18 protein-coding genes and 3 pseudogenes are annotated in these 17,890 nt (G+C 38.3%); 12 read left to right on the top strand and 9 right to left on the bottom strand.

Translation table 11 applies throughout. From position 1 onward, the window contains the following. Positions 1-41: 41 nt before the first annotated feature. The 3 genes and pseudogenes from tnpA (VSAL_RS13750) (at position 42) to VSAL_RS13740 (ending at position 2,260) form a co-directional block, all read left to right on the top strand. Positions 42-356: an IS66 family insertion sequence element accessory protein TnpA gene (gene tnpA / locus VSAL_RS13750; RefSeq protein WP_012548925.1), complete on the top strand. Its 315-nt coding sequence runs from the start codon at positions 42-44 to the stop codon at positions 354-356. Further along, positions 353-699 (top strand): annotated as a pseudogene (gene tnpB / locus VSAL_RS24275) (IS66 family insertion sequence element accessory protein TnpB). Before tnpA (VSAL_RS13750) ends, tnpB (VSAL_RS24275) begins: the two are co-directional and overlap by 4 nt. A 71-nt stretch (positions 700-770) precedes the next feature. Further along, a pseudogene (locus VSAL_RS13740) lies at positions 771-2,260 on the top strand (IS66-like element ISVsa2 family transposase). Positions 2,261-2,277: 17 nt separating this feature from the next. Here VSAL_RS13740 and VSAL_RS13735 read toward each other — a convergent pair. Further along, the gene (locus tag VSAL_RS13735) at positions 2,278-2,883 is read right to left on the bottom strand and encodes a TetR/AcrR family transcriptional regulator (RefSeq protein ID WP_012551079.1); all 606 of its coding nucleotides are present in this window, start codon (positions 2,881-2,883) and stop codon (positions 2,278-2,280) included. Positions 2,884-3,208: 325 nt separating this feature from the next. On the opposite strand from VSAL_RS13735, the gene hpt reads away from it, so the two are divergent. Beyond that, complete coding sequence (gene hpt / locus VSAL_RS13730; RefSeq protein ID WP_012551078.1) at positions 3,209-3,739, top strand: hypoxanthine phosphoribosyltransferase; 531 nt, start codon at positions 3,209-3,211, stop codon at positions 3,737-3,739. A 486-nt stretch (positions 3,740-4,225) separates the two neighbouring features. Further along, positions 4,226-4,477 (top strand): hypothetical protein, encoded by a 252-nt coding sequence (locus VSAL_RS13725; protein WP_012551077.1) that lies wholly within the window; start codon positions 4,226-4,228, stop codon positions 4,475-4,477. 90 nt (positions 4,478-4,567) lie between these two features. Here the strand turns inward: VSAL_RS13725 and can are convergent, their stop codons facing one another. Continuing rightward, entirely contained in the window at positions 4,568-5,227 is a 660-nt protein-coding gene (gene can / locus VSAL_RS13720; protein ID WP_012551076.1) for a carbonate dehydratase, read from the bottom strand. A 96-nt stretch (positions 5,228-5,323) separates the two neighbouring features. Here can and VSAL_RS13715 point away from each other — a divergent pair, with 96 nt between their 5' ends. The 6 genes from VSAL_RS13715 (at position 5,324) to VSAL_RS13695 (ending at position 9,309) form a co-directional block, all read left to right on the top strand. After that, a complete protein-coding gene (locus VSAL_RS13715) occupies positions 5,324-6,241 on the top strand; it encodes an ABC transporter ATP-binding protein (protein WP_012551075.1) in 918 nt (305 codons plus the stop codon). Continuing rightward, positions 6,241-7,011, top strand: a complete 771-nt coding sequence (locus tag VSAL_RS13710) for an ABC transporter permease (RefSeq protein WP_012551074.1) — start codon at positions 6,241-6,243, stop codon at positions 7,009-7,011. Before VSAL_RS13715 ends, VSAL_RS13710 begins: the two co-directional genes overlap by 1 nt. Positions 7,012-7,098: 87 nt before the next feature. Beyond that, positions 7,099-7,413: an IS66 family insertion sequence element accessory protein TnpA gene (gene tnpA / locus VSAL_RS13705; RefSeq protein ID WP_012548925.1), complete on the top strand. Its 315-nt coding sequence runs from the start codon at positions 7,099-7,101 to the stop codon at positions 7,411-7,413. Further along, a complete protein-coding gene (tnpB, locus tag VSAL_RS22340; RefSeq protein ID WP_049940413.1) occupies positions 7,410-7,610 on the top strand; it encodes an IS66 family insertion sequence element accessory protein TnpB in 201 nt (66 codons plus the stop codon). Before tnpA (VSAL_RS13705) ends, tnpB (VSAL_RS22340) begins: the two co-directional genes overlap by 4 nt. Beyond that, the gene (locus VSAL_RS23535) at positions 7,610-7,750 is read left to right on the top strand and encodes a hypothetical protein (protein WP_158306883.1); all 141 of its coding nucleotides are present in this window, start codon (positions 7,610-7,612) and stop codon (positions 7,748-7,750) included. The genes tnpB (VSAL_RS22340) and VSAL_RS23535 overlap by 1 nt, the downstream gene beginning before the upstream one ends. 71 nt (positions 7,751-7,821) lie before the next feature. Then, positions 7,822-9,309 carry an IS66-like element ISVsa2 family transposase gene (locus tag VSAL_RS13695; RefSeq protein ID WP_012551073.1) on the top strand — a complete coding sequence of 496 codons (1,488 nt, stop codon included), beginning with the start codon at positions 7,822-7,824 and terminating at the stop codon, positions 9,307-9,309. Between the two features lie 102 nt (positions 9,310-9,411). Here the strand turns inward: VSAL_RS13695 and panC are convergent, their stop codons facing one another. From panC to sfsA, 7 genes and pseudogenes are all read right to left on the bottom strand, one after another. Next, the gene (gene panC, locus VSAL_RS13690) at positions 9,412-10,308 is read right to left on the bottom strand and encodes a pantoate--beta-alanine ligase (RefSeq protein ID WP_012551072.1); all 897 of its coding nucleotides are present in this window, start codon (positions 10,306-10,308) and stop codon (positions 9,412-9,414) included. A 9-nt stretch (positions 10,309-10,317) separates the two neighbouring features. Beyond that, entirely contained in the window at positions 10,318-11,112 is a 795-nt protein-coding gene (panB, locus tag VSAL_RS13685; protein WP_012551071.1) for a 3-methyl-2-oxobutanoate hydroxymethyltransferase, read from the bottom strand. 22 nt (positions 11,113-11,134) lie between these two features. Beyond that, positions 11,135-11,620 carry a 2-amino-4-hydroxy-6-hydroxymethyldihydropteridine diphosphokinase gene (gene folK / locus VSAL_RS13680; RefSeq protein ID WP_012551070.1) on the bottom strand — a complete coding sequence of 162 codons (486 nt, stop codon included), beginning with the start codon at positions 11,618-11,620 and terminating at the stop codon, positions 11,135-11,137. Beyond that, positions 11,617-12,960, bottom strand: coding sequence for a polynucleotide adenylyltransferase PcnB (pcnB, locus tag VSAL_RS13675; protein ID WP_207211021.1), 1,344 nt, complete (start codon positions 12,958-12,960; stop codon positions 11,617-11,619). The genes folK and pcnB overlap by 4 nt, the downstream gene beginning before the upstream one ends. A 105-nt stretch (positions 12,961-13,065) precedes the next feature. After that, positions 13,066-13,960, bottom strand: a pseudogene (gene gluQRS / locus VSAL_RS13670) (tRNA glutamyl-Q(34) synthetase GluQRS). Between the two features lie 64 nt (positions 13,961-14,024). After that, complete coding sequence (gene dksA / locus VSAL_RS13665) at positions 14,025-14,474, bottom strand: RNA polymerase-binding protein DksA (protein WP_023604206.1); 450 nt, start codon at positions 14,472-14,474, stop codon at positions 14,025-14,027. 165 nt (positions 14,475-14,639) lie between these two features. Beyond that, on the bottom strand, positions 14,640-15,347 hold the full coding sequence (sfsA, locus tag VSAL_RS13660) for a DNA/RNA nuclease SfsA (RefSeq protein ID WP_012551067.1): 708 nt from the start codon (positions 15,345-15,347) through the stop codon (positions 14,640-14,642). Between the two features lie 59 nt (positions 15,348-15,406). Here sfsA and hrpB point away from each other — a divergent pair, with 59 nt between their 5' ends. Then, entirely contained in the window at positions 15,407-17,872 is a 2,466-nt protein-coding gene (gene hrpB / locus VSAL_RS13655; protein WP_012551066.1) for an ATP-dependent helicase HrpB, read from the top strand. Positions 17,873-17,890 lie beyond the last annotated feature (18 nt).

The raw sequence follows: 17,890 nt of genomic DNA, 5'->3' as shown, positions 1-17,890 counted from the left end.
TATGCGTATCTTACGATCTTTCATTTAACGAGAACGTAATTATGCAAAAAGATAAAAAGAGAACACCAGAGCAATGGCACGCTCTATTTGAATCTCAGCAATCTAGCAAGCTTAGTGCCGCTGAATTTTGTCGTAACCATAATATTCTGCCAAAGACATTTAGTGCACGTAAAGCACGATGGAAACAAAAGATTAACGCTTCTACTTTCTTGAAAGTAGAAGCGTTAACATCAACTATCATCGCCACTCCACAATTACCAGATATTCAACTTTCTATCGGAAAATTGCGATTAACATTGCCAGCTAATACTGAACCTCACTGGATAGGACTCTTATTAAAAGGGTATCAATCATGAATGTATTTACTGATGTTTCCACCATTTATCTTCATCGTGATTTTGTCGATTTTCGCAAGGCCATTAATGGCCTTGTCGTGATTGTTGAGCAAGAAATGCAACTATCACCGTTTAGTGATGCTCTATTTATATTTTGCAATAAGCCTCGTGATAAACTCAAAATATTGTATTGGGATAAACAGGATTCGCTTTATGGTACAAGCGATTAGATGAAGACCGCTTCAAATGGCCACGAAATATAAATAACGATACGTTAGCATTATCAGAGCAGCAACTGACACTGCTATTACAAGGTTTTGATATCTTAGGACATCAACCGGTACATTATCAAACAACCCTTTAAATAGTTGATTCTCAGTCAAGAATAGGAGGCAACCGATTGATTACCTGTATTATCGTTATATAGTCATCTACATGACTGATAAAATAAAACCACTTCCTGATACCATTGACGAGCTGAAAGCACTTGTGCTTCAGCTTGAAAATAAATATAACCGTCTTCTAGAGCAATTTCGACTGGCTCAACATCAGCGCTTTGGTAAAAGCAGTGAATCTGACTCGACTCAATTTGATTTATTCAATGAAACAGAAGAAGAAATCATCATTGAAAATGATGACACACAAACGATTACCTACACTCGTCAAAAGCCAAAACGCCAACGCTTACCTGAAGACTTACCGCGTACTGTTATTATATCCACGACATAAAAGATAAAACTTGTAAGTGTTGCGGTCTAGAGATGCATGCGATGGGTAAAGACATCAGTGAAAAGTTGGAATTTGTACCAGCTAAAGTGGAAGTTATTCAACATGTTCGTCCTAAATATGCTTGCCGAAATTGTGAAAAAAACAATACTTCAGTAGACATTAAACAAGCCCCAATGCCAGCGTCACCAATCCCTAAAGGGATTGCGACCGCAAGTTTACTTGCTCAAATTATTACGGCTAAATTTCAATACAGTCTTCCACTTTATCGTCAAGAAACGTTATTTCAGCAATGGGGTATCATTATTGGACGGCGAACGATGGCGGATTGGTTAATAAAATGCTCGGTACTATTTACCCCTCTTAATAACGAGTTACATCGTATTTTGCTTGAACAACCCACTCTGCATTGTGATGAAACAACGGTAAATGTGTTGGATGTTGAAAAAGCAAAATGTTATATGTGGGTCTACTGCTCTGGCTATGATTCTCCAGGCTCTGGTGTTTTGCCTGGAATTGTACTTTATGATTATCAATCTAGCAGGCATGGCTACCATCCAGTTAACTTTTTAAAAGGTTATAACGGGTATTTACATACCGATGGTTACCAAGGTTATGAACAAACTGAAGCGATGTTAGTTGGCTGTTGGGCACACGCACGTCGACGATTTATTGAGGCTCAACGTGTTCAAGTAAAAGGGAAAACAGGGAGTGCAGATTGGGTATTGAGTAAAATCCAAAAGCTATACCGGATCGAATCGTTATTAAAAGAGGCTTCCCCTGAAGCCAAGTATGTTGCTAGGCAGACAGAAGCCCGCGATTTACTTAAAGAGCTCCGTGATTGGCTTGATAGCGCAGTTAGTCGAGTATCACCTAAAACAAAATTAGGTGAGGCGATTAGCTATACATTAAATCAATGGGATAAATTAGTTCGTTATATTGATGATGGATTGTTATCTATTGATAACAATCGAGCAGAGCGAGCGGTTAAACCGTTTGTTATCGGCCGGAAAAACTGGTTATTTTCGGGTTCAACGGCTGGTGCAGATTCAAGTGCAATGCTTTACAGCATTGTAGAAACAGCAAAGGCAAACGGATTAATCCCTTACGATTATATTAGGTATTGTCTAGATCGTTTATGTGTTGGATCGCCAGATATCGATTCACTTTTACCTTGGAATGTAAAAGACAAGGTGTAGTTCCCCGCACGCTTACTCTACTTATAGATACACAGCATATTTAAAAAGCAATTTGCCGTTTGTTCTAGTTCTTCATAAGAGCTATTACGGTTTGCTTGAATAAATACAGAGTAACAAATCCCATGAAGCATTTTAGCTAAGTTTTCAGGGGTATGATCATTACATACTTCGTTACGCTCAATCCCTTCAGCAAACATATCATGAATAACTTTTTGGTTATTCACTTGAGTGCTTAAGAAAAGAGGCCATACTTCTTCGCGAGTAGAGGTGCTCCATTCAAACCACACTTTAATCCACTTATTATCCATTTGAACTGTATCTATGATGTTCACGAGTAAAGAGTGAAGATTGGAGCGTACATCTCGGTCTAATGAGATTGAATTGAGAATGAAGTTATGAAATTGTTGTTCAACTCGATTTAATACATCATCAACCAGATCTTCTCGGGTTGGGAAGTAATTAAATACCGTAGCAACAGATACTTGAGCAATTTCTGCTATATCTGCATGACCGCCACGACCAATACCACGTTGAGAAAAAACCTCAATCGCAATATCAAGTAGTTGTTCTTTTCGTTTCTCTGGAGATAGCCTAGTTCTCGGTCTTTTTTGGATCGTTTCCATTTTATTATATCCTTGCCAACAAATTATTATTTTTTATAGGGGTATTATTATTCTCAATAACTGTACATAAGGCTGTTTATATATTCAACAATTATTACGGGTCTCAATCAAATTTTTGACGGAGTTAAAGATTATTCTGTCAAATTACATACATTTGTCATATCAATCTTAACCTTTGATAGCCATAGAAAAGATTATGGAACTATTGAGCGGTATATAATCTTAAAAACTTTTTATAATTGGCGGTATGTCGATTCTTATTTTGTTGTAAACTGTGTCTGTCTAAGTCCTGCCGTTGGTGGGTTTAATGAATAAGTGAGATGGTATGAAGCATACAGTAGAAGTTATGATCTCTGAGCAAGAGGTTAATAAGCGCGTATTAGAGCTAGGAAAGCAAATTTCAGAACACTATAAAGAGTCTGAAGGGCTTGTTATGGTTGGTTTGTTACGTGGTTCATTTGTTTTTATGGCAGATTTAGCTCGTGCGATTGATACTCCAATGACTGTCGATTTTATGACAGCATCAAGCTATGGCAATAGCATGGAAAGCACACGAGATGTACGAATCCTTAAAGATCTTGATGATGATATTAAAGGAAAAGACGTATTATTAGTGGAAGATATTATTGATACTGGTAACACATTGAGTAAAGTATGTGACATTCTTTCTATTCGTGAGCCTAACTCAATCGCAATTTGTACGTTACTTGATAAACCTTCTCGTCGTGAAGTTGAAGTTAAAGTAGATTGGCTTGGTTTCTCTATTCCTGATGAATTTGTTGTGGGTGTGGGTATTGATTACGCTCAAAAGTACCGTAATTTACCTTATATTGGTAAAGTTGTTCCTCAAGAATAACGTGAGTCAAAAATAATAATTAAATAAAAAAGCCAAAGAAAATACCCTTTCTTTGGCTTTTTTATTGATACTTCTATTATCTGTGGTGTGTAGATAAAAATAGGGTATTTAAGGGACTTAACTGTATATTTATAGGATAAATGATGTTCTATTTATCTATTTCCATTAATTTATTTTGTTTTTTTTATACTGTTATTTTGTACTTGATTAATAATTGCCAGTGGTTACAATTTAACCGTAAATAAGTTTTTACAACTCACCCATTTAAAGAATTAATTTTAGTTTAGGAGGCTCAACATGTTGGTATTTCATTCATTAAAACAACGTTGTGCTGATTTTATATTGTTGACATCTGTAAACGATCGAAACTGGTAATTAATTCGTAATCTTTTTATAGGCTGCGATTATTGCGGCTATATAAAAAGAGATCCCCATCTCTTCGTATTTTTTAGTCGTAATATATTTGCCTTATTTTGGAGAAATATTATGCGACATTCACTATATCTACATTTAGCTACGTTATTAATTAAAGCTGACTTTGCTCGAGAAGAGAGAGAGTGGAAGCGGAAAGTACGTAAAGTTAGATATGAAATTCCATTCGGAAATGAGTATTTACTTAAAGACATCGGTTTGCATTTTGATGGTCGTACGATTAATGATTTAGAGATCCCAACAATAAAAGCAGAACGCCAAATGCGTCATCTTCGTCGACTTGTTCGGTTGAAAATTACAACGTAGTGATAACCAGAAGGAAATATCCTTCTGGTTTATTTAGCAATAACATTGAGTAAATCTTAAAAAAGAGCAGATTATCTGCTCTTTTTTGATTTATGCTTTACTTACAGGGTTCGTTATAATAGCCATTGCGGCTTGGTAAGATATTTCTAAGGATTCTCTGCTGTGCCCTTTGACACCAAGATCATTTAAAACACCATCTCCCATACCATAAACGACACCATGAACATGAACTTCTTGGCCTCGTTCCCATGCATTTTGCATAATGGTAGAATTACCTACGTTATAAACTTGTTCCGCTACATTTATTTCACATAATTTATCACCCCATTCTTCACGAGGAAGGAAGCCAAATAAAGTACGATGTTTTAAATATAAGTCTCTGATATGTAGTAGCCAATTATTGATTAAACCTAATTGAGGGTTATCAATTGCGGCATTTACACCGCCACAACCATAGTGGCCGCAAACAATTATATGTTTGACTTTCAATACATCGACCGCATATTGGAGTACAGATAAGCAATTTAAATCTGTATGAATAACTTGGTTCGCTACATTACGGTGTACAAAAAGCTCACCTGAATGTAATCCGGTTAGGCGTTCTGCCGGTACTCGACTGTCAGAGCAGCCAATCCATAAATAATCTGGATTTTGTCCTTCTTCTAACTGAATGAAGAATTCTGGATTTTCAGATTTGATTTTTTTAGACCATTTACTGTTATTGGCAAAGAGTTCTTTTAATTCTGGCATGGTAAGTCCTTCTATTTATCCTGCTTTACTATACACAAGCTTTTGATTTATCAAATCCGATTTGTTGTAAATATTTCAATAAGAAGATAACAAAATATGAATGCATTAGAAATTACACAATTAACGAAGACGTATGCAGGTGGTGTTCAAGCCTTGAAAGGAGTTTCGTTAAACGTTGAAAAAGGCGATTTTTACGCATTACTTGGTCCAAACGGAGCGGGTAAGTCGACGACGATAGGAGTTATCAGCTCCCTTGTAAATAAAACATCAGGAAAGGTGAGTGTTTTTGGCTACGACATTGACTCCCATTTAGTTCAAGCTAAACAACAAATTGGTTTAGTTCCGCAAGAGTTTAACTTCAATCCGTTTGAAACAGTGAAACAAATTGTTATGCAACAGGCGGGTTATTATGGGGTGTCACGTGCTTTGGCAGCAGAAAGGGCTGAAATCTATTTATCTAAATTGGATCTATGGGAAAAGAGAAATGAACGTGCTCGCCACCTTTCTGGGGGAATGAAACGTCGCCTGATGATAGCAAGGGCATTAATGCATGAACCTCAGTTGTTGATTTTAGATGAGCCTACGGCGGGCGTTGATATCGAATTACGTCGTTCTATGTGGGAGTTTCTAAAAGAAATTAATGAACAAGGAGTGACGATTATTTTAACCACTCACTACCTTGAGGAGGCTGAAATGTTATGTCGAAATATAGGGATCATCAATAAAGGCGAAGTCATTGAAAATACGTCAATGAAAGCATTATTGAATAAATTGCAAGTTGAAACGTTTATTTTAGATTTGGCTGAAGGTAGCCCTGAACCTATTCTGGAAGGGGCGAAGGTAACGAATGGCAAAGAGGGGTCAATTGAAGTTGAGATTGATAAGTCACAAGGTTTAAATTATTTATTTGAACAGTTAAATCACCAAGGAGTTAATGTGCTGTCTATGCGTAATAAGGCAAACCGATTAGAAGAGCTATTTGTTAGTATTGTTCGTAATGGAGATGCTAAGTAATGATGGATTTATATTGGACTGCATTTAAAAGTCTTATTTCAAAAGAGATAAAACGTTTTACTCGTATTTGGGTTCAAACGTTAGTTCCTCCAGCGATTACCATGACACTTTATTTTATTATTTTTGGTAATTTAATCGGCTCCCGTATTGGTGAAATGAGTGGTTTTAGTTACATGGAATACATTGTTCCTGGTTTAATTATGATGTCAGTGATTACTAACTCTTATTCAAATGTGGCTTCTTCATTTTTTAGTGCGAAGTTTCAAAAGAACATTGAAGAGCTTCTCGTTGCGCCTGTGCCTAACTATATCATTATTGCTGGTTTTGTCGGTGGTGGTGTCGTACGCGGGCTTCTCGTGGGTGCATTAGTTACCTTTGTCTCTTTGTTTTTTGTTGATATTCAAATTGCTCATATTGGCGTTATTATTTTAACGGTTCTTATGACGTCGATTGTTTTTTCTCTTGGTGGTCTAATTAATGCTGTTTTTGCGCGAACTTTTGATGACATCAGTATTATTCCAACATTTATTCTAACGCCATTAACGTACTTGGGCGGCGTTTTTTACTCGATTAATTTATTGCCCGAATTCTGGCAAAGCGTATCTAAATTAAACCCAATTGTTTATATGGTAAACGCATTCCGTTATGGTTTTTTGGGAGTGTCAGATGTTGGTATTGGAGTGGCTTTTTCTGTACTGACGGGGCTTATTCTTGGTTTGTACGGTGTGGCTTGGTACTTAATATCAAAAGGTATTGGCTTAAGAAGTTAATTTAAGGTAAGCGTGCGGGGAACTACACCTAACAAATAAAATTCATTATGCGTATCTTACGATCTTTCATTTAACGAGAACGTAATTATGCAAAAAGATAAAAAGAGAACACCAGAGCAATGGCACGCTCTATTTGAATCTCAGCAATCTAGCAAGCTTAGTGCCGCTGAATTTTGTCGTAACCATAATATTCTGCCAAAGACATTTAGTGCACGTAAAGCACGATGGAAACAAAAGATTAACGCTTCTACTTTCTTGAAAGTAGAAGCGTTAACATCAACTATCATCGCCACTCCACAATTACCAGATATTCAACTTTCTATCGGAAAATTGCGATTAACATTGCCAGCTAATACTGAACCTCACTGGATAGGACTCTTATTAAAAGGGTATCAATCATGAATGTATTTACTGATGTTTCCACCATTTATCTTCATCGTGATTTTGTCGATTTTCGCAAGGCCATTAATGGCCTTGTCGTGATTGTTGAGCAAGAAATGCCACTATCACCGTTTAGTGATGCCCTATTTATATTTTGCAATAAGCCTCGTGATAAACTCAAAATATTGTATTGGGATAAAACAGGATCTGATCGTTAGTGGGGCAATTAGTTCAGCCTTATCCAGAATTCAGGTTAAATAACGATACGTTAGCATTATCAGAGCAGCAACTGACACTGCTATTACAAGGTTTTGATATCTTAGGACATCAACCGGTACATTATCAAACAACCCTTTAAATAGTTGATTCTCAGTCAAGAATAGGAGGCAACCGATTGATTACCTGTATTATCGTTATATAGTCATCTACATGACTGATAAAATAAAACCACTTCCTGATACCATTGACGAGCTGAAAGCACTTGTGCTTCAGCTTGAAAATAAATATAACCGTCTTCTAGAGCAATTTCGACTGGCTCAACATCAGCGCTTTGGTAAAAGCAGTGAATCTGACTCGACTCAATTTGATTTATTCAATGAAACAGAAGAAGAAATCATCATTGAAAATGATGACACACAAACGATTACCTACACTCGTCAAAAGCCAAAACGCCAACGCTTACCTGAAGACTTACCGCGTACTGTTATTATCCACGACATAAAAGATAAAACTTGTAAGTGTTGCGGTCTAGAGATGCATGCGATGGGTAAAGACATCAGTGAAAAGTTGGAATTTGTACCAGCTAAAGTGGAAGTTATTCAACATGTTCGTCCTAAATATGCTTGCCGAAATTGTGAAAAAAACAATACTTCAGTAGACATTAAACAAGCCCCAATGCCAGCGTCACCAATCCCTAAAGGGATTGCGACCGCAAGTTTACTTGCTCAAATTATTACGGCTAAATTTCAATACAGTCTTCCACTTTATCGTCAAGAAACGTTATTTCAGCAATGGGGTATCATTATTGGACGGCGAACGATGGCGGATTGGTTAATAAAATGCTCGGTACTATTTACCCCTCTTAATAACGAGTTACATCGTATTTTGCTTGAACAACCCACTCTGCATTGTGATGAAACAACGGTAAATGTGTTGGATGTTGAAAAAGCAAAATGTTATATGTGGGTCTACTGCTCTGGCTATGATTCTCCAGGCTCTGGTGTTTTGCCTGGAATTGTACTTTATGATTATCAATCTAGCAGGCATGGCTACCATCCAGTTAACTTTTTAAAAGGTTATAACGGGTATTTACATACCGATGGTTACCAAGGTTATGAACAAACTGAAGCGATTTTAGTTGGCTGTTGGGCACACGCACGTCGACGATTTATTGAGGCTCAACGTGTTCAAGTAAAAGGGAAAACAGGGAGTGCAGATTGGGTATTGAGTAAAATCCAAAAGCTATACCGGATCGAATCGTTATTAAAAGAGGCTTCCCCTGAAGCCAAGTATGTTGCTCGGCAGACAGAAGCCCGCGATTTACTTAAAGAGCTCCGTGATTGGCTTGATAGCGCAGTTAGTCGAGTATCACCTAAAACAAAATTAGGTGAGGCGATTAGCTATACATTAAATCAATGGGATAAATTAGTTCGTTATATTGATGATGGATTGTTATCTATTGATAACAATCGAGCAGAGCGAGCGGTTAAACCGTTTGTTATCGGCCGGAAAAACTGGTTATTTTCGGGTTCAACGGCTGGTGCAGATTCAAGTGCAATGCTTTACAGCATTGTAGAAACAGCAAAGGCAAACGGATTAATCCCTTACGATTATATTAGGTATTGTCTAGATCGTTTATGTGTTGGATCGCCAGCTATCGATTCACTTTTACCTTGGAATGTAAAAGACAAGGTGTAGTTCCCCGCACGCTTACAATTTAAGAGGAGATAAATGAAATAAAAAGGGCGGACGCTATAATCGCATCTGCCCTTTTTTTGTGATTCAATAATTAGGAAGGGATTACTTTTCTTCTTCCTCTTCTTCCTCTTCTTCCTCATTTGCAGCGGTTGTTAATTCAACAACGAGATTATCAATTAAACGTACTTGGCCAAGAAAAGCGGCCATTAGGATAACGGCTTGTGTTGTCTCTTCTGTTGGTTCTTGCAGTGTTCTTGCATCACGAATGAAAATTTCATCAGGTTGTAAGTCTGCTGCACGCAGTTGATCACTTGCATCTTCAATTAATGATTCATAATCATTACGCCCACGGCGCATTTGACTGCTTATCCAGCGCATAGTACGAGCGAGTACCGGTGAGCGTTGGCGTTCATTCAATGTAAGCAAGTTATTGCGAGAGCTCATTGCTAATCCATCCATTTCTCGAACGGTAGCAACACCAACGACATCAATATCCATGGCCATATCAATAACCATTTGACGAATTAGCGCTAATTGCTGGAAATCTTTTTCACCAAAACAAGCAACGTCAGGTTGAACGATATTAAATAGTTTCGCAACGACTGTTGATACACCTTTAAAGTGACCAGGTCGAGACGCGCCCTCTAGAATCGTTGAAATTACAGGAACATCGACAACCGTCTGTTTATCTAAACCGTCGGGATACATGACTTCTGGCGTGGGAGTAAAAAGCATATCCACATTTTCTGAGGTTAGCTTTTCAATATCTTCATCTATTGTACGAGGGTAGTTTGTTAAATCATCAACATTATTAAACTGCATTGGATTTACAAAAATACTAGCGACAATAATATCAGCATGTTCTCGGGCAGTTCGTACTAAAGTAAGATGGCCCTCATGCAAATTTCCCATCGTAGGAATAAAAGCAATACGCTTTCCTTCTCGTTTCCATGTTTTTATTTGCTCGCGCAATGGTAAAATATCGGCAAAAATTTCCATTACGGTTCCTTAGTTAAACGTATGTTCAGCTGCAGGGAATACACCTAGCTCAACATCTTTAATATATTTGGTTACAGCGGTACGCATATCGCCAGTTTCAGCTAAGAAATTCTTAGAAAATTTAGGCATGTAGTTTGCTGAGATACCAAACATGTCATGCATTACTAAAATTTGACCATCAGTCACGTTACCAGCACCAATGCCAATCACGGGAACGGTACAAGCTTTCGTTATACGTTCAGCAAGCGAAGCGGGAACACATTCCAATAAGATAATTTGAGCGCCAGCTTTCTCAAGAGTCAGTGCATCTTTTACCATTTGATTCGCTTTAGTTTCATCACGACCTTGAATTCTAAATCCACCAAAAATGTTGACAGATTGAGGGGTTAACCCAAGGTGAGCACAAACAGGTACCGCTCTTTCTGCAAGGAGTTTAATGGTTTCCGCTATCCATTCACCACCTTCGATTTTTACCATATTAGCGCCAGCTTGCATTAACTTAGCCGCGTTCTGACAGGCTTGTTCTGGAGTGGCGTAACTCATAAATGGCATATCAGCCATTAATAAGCTGTTTGGGCTACCAGCGCGTACACAGCGCGTATGATAAGCGATCTCTTCGGTTGTTACAGGCAATGTATCGCTTTTACCTTGTAATACCATACCTAATGAATCACCGACTAATAAAACAGGCATGTCTTGCTGTTCAAATAGTTGTGCGAAGCTAGCGTCATAAGCTGTGACTGTTGCAAATTTACGACCATCTTGCTTCCATTTCATTAGATCATGAATAGAGATTTTTTTCATAAAACATCCTTACGAGAAGCGATTACTTTTCCCAAACGGCTAGCCCATTCTTATCTATTGTTGTCAATAGTTGAGAAAGGGTTGAGCCATCAGGTAAAGTTAAATCGTTATTAATTTCTGCGAGCGGGTAGAGAACAAATTCTCGTTCTTTCATTCCGTAATGAGGTACGGTTAATCGCTCATTGTCGATCGTTTGATCGCCAAATAAAATAATGTCGAGATCAAGGGTTCTTGGTCCCCAGCGTTCATCTTTTCTTACTCGACCTGTTTCAAGTTCGATTTTCTGGGTAAGATCCAATAATGCTAAGGGAGACAGTGCTGTTTCTATTTCTACTACCGCATTAATATAGTCAGGTTGATCTTGAGGTCCCATAGGTGAGCTGCTATACAGTGATGATACCGCCGTCACTGTCGATTCTGGTAATTGATGAAGAGCATCAATCGCCGCTTCTGCTTGGGCTACAGGGTCCCCTAGATTACTCCCTATGGCGATAATTACTTTGATCATGAATCGTTATTCGTTCTTTTTTTCTTACGATAAGGGCTACGACGTTTACGTGTACCGGTTGAACGGCCACCATGTAAGCCTTGAATCATGTTATTACGGTGTGGAACGGGTGCGTCCTGGAATTCAGTCCACCATTCAGCGAGTGCTTTTACATCACCACCTTCTACTTTTCCACGCATTTCAAGGAAATCATAAGCAGCACGGAATTTTTGTTGGTCAATAAGAATAAACGCACGTTTACCAGTACGACGAGGTAAACGGAGTTGTAATTGCCAAATATCACGAATAGTCGCGGTTAAGCGACGAGGGACCGCCGTGCTTTTTACTTGAATATCAAGCATGATATTAGACGCTTCCATAATGGATTCGTATTCATCAAGTTTGCTATTTTCGTTTTGAATTTCTTTTGCTTGAGCCGTTAATGGATACCATAACATTGCTGCAAACATGAATGCAGGGTTAACTCGTTGACCGCTATTTATACGTTTGTCTGTTGAATGTAATACAAGTTCGATCATTTGTTCCGTTTGACTGTTGCCTTCTTTTGTTAAAAATGGCGTAAGCGCGGGAAACAACTGTTGAAACAAGTTAAATTTACGCAGCATTAAATAGGTATTTAAGCCTTTTCCTGCTTGAAGTAGTTTAAGTGATTCTTCAAATAAACGAGCCGCAGGGATATCACGTAAAAGTGGGGACAATTCAACCATTGGTTCTGCGGTTTTATTGCAAATTGTCATGTCTAATTTTGCAGCAAAGCGTACCGCACGTAGCATTCGAACAGGATCTTCTCGATAACGAGTTTCAGGATCACCGATAAGACGTACGACACCATTTTTTAAATCTTCAATGCCATTGGCATAATCATGAATTGAGTAATCTGCAATGTTGTAATACATCGCATTAATCGTAAAGTCACGACGTTGGGCATCTTCTTCAACGGTGCCATAGACATTATCACGCAATAACATGCCTTCTTTTGATTGAGAAGAGATGTTCTTTTTCTCTGATTCTTCTTCTTTATGGTGACCACGGAAAGTGGCAACCTCAATGACATCTCTGCCAAAAAGAATATGAGCAAGACGGAATCTACGGCCAATCAATCGGCAATTTCTAAATAGTTTTTTGATTTGCTCGGGAGTGGCATTGGTGGCGATATCAAAATCTTTAGGTTCTTGTCCTAGAATTATATCGCGCACACCTCCTCCTACTAGATAGGCGTCGTATCCAGCATTGCTTAGGCGGTAAAGAACTTTGAGTGCATTATCACTTAAGTCTTTACGTGAAATATTATGTTCTTGGCGTGTGATAACGTTCAGTTTCAAATCCTCTGTTGAGCAGATTTCACTGTTGTTTTTGAGTAAATTACGACAAAAACGGGCGACTTGATTAAAGATAATTTACCTCGATATTCAAGTGAGCAGTCAAAAATAGGCGCACATGATAGCTTAAATTGAAGAGCTTGAGAATGGGGTAGTGATCTCGAGCCCAACAGGGAGCTGTTTTAGTTGCCAATTTTTGATTGCCCATTGAAAAATTTCATTCAATGTGGCTTGTTGTATATCCCTGGGTAAAACAAAACCTAAAAATACTAACGCTGCTAATAGTGTCGGTATTGGGTTGTTATTGTCTATTGCCGGGGCATGATTTTGTTTGGATAATTTTTTCCCTAAATTATCAACGGCCAGAGGTAAATGAAGGTAACTTACTTCTTTTATATTCAGTTGACGGTATAGTGAAATTTGACGTCCTGTTGGCTCTATTAAATCAGCGCCTCGAACCACCTCAGTAATGCCTTGTTCTATATCATCTAAAACAACCGCTAAATTATAAGCAAAAAGGCCATCACGGCGTTTGATTATAAAATCTTCTTTAGCGAGTTGTTGTGGTATATGAATCGTACCATGCTTTATGTCTTCAAATGCTTCTATGGGATGAGTCATCACAAGACGAACTGCAGAGTCTGTTTTAGCGCATTGCTTATCCTTGCAATGACCAAGATAAAAACCACCGTCTTCTTTTATTCTTTTTCGAGAACATTGGCAATAGTAAGCTTGATTTTTTAGAAGTAATTCTTCGATTTTATTTTGGTAGATATGATGACGTTGGCTTTGGTAAATCACTTCATTATCCCATTCGAACCCAAAATCTTCGAGGGTTTGTAGAATAAGGGCAGAAGCGCCTTCTACTTCACGAGGGGGATCGAGGTCTTCAATACGAACTAACCATTGGCCCTGTTGGGGACTTGGCTTGCAAGTAACTTCCTAATGCAGCGATAAGAGAGCCAAAATGCAATGGGCCAGAAGGTGATGGAGCAAATCGTCCTATGTACTGAGTGTTCATCATATTCTACTATTTAGACGTAAAAAAGGGAGCCAATGCTCCCTTTTTAATTACTTTATAGGTATTAACCTGCCATTTGCTTTTCTTTGATTTCTGCAAGTGTTTTACAGTCAATACAAAGGTCAGCAGTTGGACGTGCTTCTAAGCGACGAATACCAATTTCAACACCACAAGAATCACAGAATCCGAATTCTTCTTCTTCGATTTTGCTTAGTGTTTTTTCAATTTTTTTAATCAGGCGACGCTCGCGATCGCGATTACGTAGCTCTAAACTAAATTCTTCTTCTTGAGCGGCGCGATCTACTGGATCCGGGAAATTCGCTGCCTCATCTTTCATATGATTAACTGTGCGTTCAACTTCTTCCCTTAGTTGATTACGCCAAGCGTCTAGAATTTTAGTAAAATGTTCTACTTGTGCTGGGCCCATGTACTCTTCACCAGCTTTAGGCTGGTAAGGTTCTACACCTGCAATAGCTAGAATACCTAGCGTCTTTTTTGTATTGCTCTGTGGCATTACAGCTTCTCCTAAAAACATCTCTGACTCTCACTAGCCAAATGAGGGCGCTATCTATAACAGAAAGAAAAGGGGCAATCAAATATTGATTTCACCAATTGAGATCTAGTATCAAGAACGTAGCACTTTTCTTCAAAAGAATGTATTTATTGCCATTAAATGCAATTAAATACTAAAAGGTAGCTTGCGTACGATCTTCATCTCTGTTGGTGACATCTCTGCTTGGTAGCAAAGTACAGTGACCCCACTTTCTATCGCTTCTAATAATAAAGAATAATATTGTTGGTCTATATGGTGTGCGATAGAGACTTTTTCAATACCTGAATGCAAAACAGCAAAAAATAAAACGGCTTTTTGTCCATTTTGCGCTATTTCAGTCAGTTCTCTAAGGTGTTTTTGTCCTCTTGTTGTGACTGAGTCAGGAAAATAGCCTTGCCCAGATTCATCCAATAGAGTCACACTCTTCACTTCAATATAGCAGTCAGGCAGCATTTCTGCACTGAGAAAAATATCAATACGGCTATTTTCTGAACCATATTTTACTTCCGTTTTTAACTCTGCGTAATTAACTAACTCATCAATCTCTTTATTGATAATGGCTTCAACAACCAATTGATTTGCTCGGATGGTATTAACGCATATTGTGTGATTATGTTCTGTGACGCTGAGCTCCCAACTGTTAGGGTATTTGCGCTTTAGGTTACTGGATGTTGAAAAAAACACCGTATTGCCTGGTTCTGCGCAGCCAGTCATCGCTCCAGAGTTCGCACAATGTATTGTTCGTTCACTTTTATCGGGTAACTTTATGTCTGTTAAAAAGCGTTTATAACGTCTTATTAATATTCCAGACTCTAATTTGGCTTCAAATTTCATTTAACTACTGTTTTTTTGTACAATGGTTTAATTCGAGATAATGCCATAAGGCGAGAACATTGTCACAGTTGCCGATTGAAAGAGTGATCCCATCACTGATTGATAAATTACGAACGCATTCACAAGTGATTTTAAAAGCATCGACGGGGGCGGGTAAGTCGACTCATTTACCTCTGATGTTATTAAAAGAGAATGTCATCACGGGTAAAATTATCATGCTAGAACCGAGACGATTGGCCGCGAGAAATATTGCGTCTTATTTAGCGTCTTTGTTAGGTGAGAAGGTGGGAGAGCAAATCGGATTTAGAGTTCGTGGTGAGACGAAAGTAAGTAATAAGACTCGACTTGAAATTGTGACTGAGGGGATTATGACTCGAATGATTCAATCTGATCCTGAATTATCCGGTGTTGGCCTATTAATCTTCGATGAATACCATGAACGTAGTTTACATGCAGACACGGCGTTGGCGTTTGCATTAGAAGTTCAAGAAGCCTTACGAGAGGATCTTAAGCTACTTGTTATGTCTGCAACATTGGAACATGACGCGTTAAAGCAACTTTTACCACAAGCCTGTTATTTAGAATCTGATGGACGAATGTTCCCGGTGACAACGCAATATCAACCTTTAAAAGTAAATCAAAGAATTGTTGAAGCCACTGAGTCTTCTATTCGTAAAATGTTAGATGAAGAAAAGGGATCTATTCTTGTTTTTCTTTCTGGTGCTAGTGAAATTAGACAATTAGAAGATAGGCTTAGAAATGTATCTTCAGATGTGATTGTTGCTCCACTTTATGGTCAGCTAGAACCGAAAAAACAATTACAAGCTTTGCAGCCTGCTGCGAATGGAAAGAGAAAGGTGGTATTGGCAACAAACATTGCTGAAACAAGTTTAACAATTGAAGGGATTAGAATTGTTATTGATAGTGGTTATGAGCGTACTGCTACGTTTGATGCGAAAACAGGTATTACTAAACTAGAACAAAAACGAATAGCTCAATCTTCTGCGGAACAACGAAAAGGGCGGGCAGGACGCTTAGAAGAAGGGATTTGCCTTCGCTTATACAGTGAATCTCAATACCAACAATTGGCGGTGTCTCAAACGCCAGAGATTGAGTCTTCGGATTTATCTTCGCTTATCGTTGAGCTAACAAAATGGGGGGTGACAGATCCTCTTGACTTAATGTGGTTAACTCCACCGCCAGATTCGAATATGAATCAAGGAAAGGAATTGTTGTGCTTACTCGGGTTGATTGATCAACAAGGTAAATTGACATTAAAGGGAGAGCAAGCTCAACGACTGGGTATTGAGCCTAGATTAGCGACGGTGTTATTACAAGCGAAGGCTCTGTCTAATGAGCACTTACAGACCGCATTACATATCTTACCGATTATTGAAGAGTCCGCTAAATCAATTAAATCGAATGATCTTTCCCTTCATCTTTCTGTTTTTATAGACGGAAAGTACCCAAAACAACATTACTATCAGCAAAGAGTCTCTTGTTTAGCCAAATTGATGGAAGTGGATGTTGATCTACATAACGTCTCCTTAGCGTTAATTGGTGAGACATTAGCGTGTGGTTTTCCTGATCGTATAGCGATAGAAAAGGGTGCAGTGGGTCATTTTCAATTATCTAATGGTCATGGAGTTCAAATTGATGAAATTGAATCTATTGCCCAGAGTGAACATTTGGTGGTGGTGGATTTATTAAAAGGAATGCAGAATCGCAGTCAGGTGTTTTTAGCGGCAAGTTTATCGAGAACATCATTAAATACCGTGTGTGCAAGTTGTATATTTGATGTTGAGCATGTGGATTGGGATGAAAAATCAGGGAGAATGATTGCAGAAAAGAGAACTTATTTAAATAAAATCCTTTTAAGCAAAGAGCGAATTTCTTCCCCTGATAAAAATAAGATAGCACATGCGTTATTATCGATGGTTAAGCGTAAAGGATTAGATTGCTTAGGCTGGAGCTCAACGACGTATTCATTGCTATTACGCTTACGTTGCATGGCACTGTGGATGCCAGAATATCCCCTGCCCCCTATGAATGATGACGATTTGTTAAGCCGACTTGATGAGTGGCTATTGCCGTTCATGAACGGTGTTAATAACGATAAACATTTGAAGTCGATTAATTTAAAAGATGCGTTAGAAGCCTATGTAGGGTGGGAAAACATTAAGTTGTTAAATGAGTATTTACCTACTCATTATGTCTTACCTACGGGAACTAAAGCAGCAATTGTGTATGATCCACAATATGAGCCTAAAATATCCGTTAGAATGCAAGAAGTGTATGGTGAAGCTGATTCTCCTTTATTAGCTCAAGGTAAAAAACGTTTAGTGATGGAGTTACTGTCTCCTGCTCAACGACCATTACAAACAACGAGTGACTTAGCTGGTTTTTGGGCTGGGTCTTATCGAGAGGTTCAAAAAGAGATGAAAGGACGCTACCCAAGACATATTTGGCCTGATGATCCTGCATCCCATGCAGCAACAAAGAAAACAAAACGTCATTTTAATTAATTTTTATTCTCTAATTTA

Origin of the sequence: Aliivibrio salmonicida LFI1238 (assembly GCF_000196495.1) — a bacterium.
Lineage (GTDB): Bacteria > Pseudomonadota > Gammaproteobacteria > Enterobacterales > Vibrionaceae > Aliivibrio > Aliivibrio salmonicida.
Note: the sequence above shows the minus strand (reverse complement) of the source record. Positions and strands in the feature narration are given on the sequence as shown.